Here is a 915-nt window from a genome sequence, read left to right as displayed (position 1 = left end):
GGTCAATTCATTGTCATGGCGCCCACCTGCTGGAAGGTTGGCAGCGCCTGTGGAAAGACCAGCACCGCCGCGCCGTAAAGAAGCAGAGCGATACCCGACACCTTTGCGATCCCACCTCCGGACGGGAGGGTCTTTTCCGCAAAGATCAGCAAGGTGACCACGGCCATTGCGGCGACGTTCATGATCCCGAGAGGAAAGAGGGCGAGAAACAAAAGCCAGCAGCAGCCCAGGCAAAAAAGTCCATGCTCCAGGCCCATGCGAACCGCACCCCAATAACCATCGCGCCATGAGGTCAGGATGAAGCCAATCGGCGTGCGGCATTTGGCCAGACACAGATCTTTCAGTGGGGAGAGTTGATAGGCGCCCCCAATCATCAGCAGCGCGCCGCCGATACGCGCGGCCGTCGCAGCGGACAAACCCACATGCCCGGCAAGCATCTCCGCACCCGCCGCACCGGCAAAGGCGATAACGCCCATCACGCCCCAAACCAGCATATACCCGGCCACGAACACCCAGCTCGAGACAAAGGTCTCGCCCCGGCTCTGTTTGCCGGCCTGGACCTGGTGAAACGTCAGGATCATGGGCGCGGCCGTCGGAAACATCATGGCAATCATCATGATCATCCAGATGGCAAGAAACAGCGGCGCCTTCATACCCATGGTGAGTGCGTACATTTCCATGCGCATGTCCGCGTCCATGCCCATCTGCTGCCAGACAAGCAGGGTCCACGCCGCCGCAGCGATAGCGATCAGCAGCGCGAGAATGATGTATCGCTGCAACGTCGGGGCCATGGACGAGGTCGTTCCGTGCTACGCTGCCTACGGCTACTGCTGCCCAGACCAATTGATCGGGGCGTAATGTCCGTTTCGGCGGGAATTGTCCCAGCTCATGCCATGATCGCTGAATGTACTGCCT

The 915-nt window shown here is 60.1% G+C and carries 1 protein-coding gene; it reads right to left on the bottom strand.

The annotated features are described in order from the left end of the window. Window positions 1-2: 2 nt before the first annotated feature. Window positions 3-791, bottom strand: a complete 789-nt coding sequence (locus EN994_RS33275; protein ID WP_013528739.1) for a DUF2182 domain-containing protein — start codon at window positions 789-791, stop codon at window positions 3-5. Window positions 792-915: the final 124 nt, after the last annotated feature.

It is taken from the genome of Mesorhizobium sp. M7A.F.Ca.CA.002.09.1.1, from assembly GCF_003998555.1.
In the GTDB taxonomy this organism is placed as follows: Bacteria; Pseudomonadota; Alphaproteobacteria; order Rhizobiales; family Rhizobiaceae; genus Mesorhizobium; species Mesorhizobium ciceri.
This window is presented reverse-complemented; position numbering and strand designations above follow the sequence as displayed.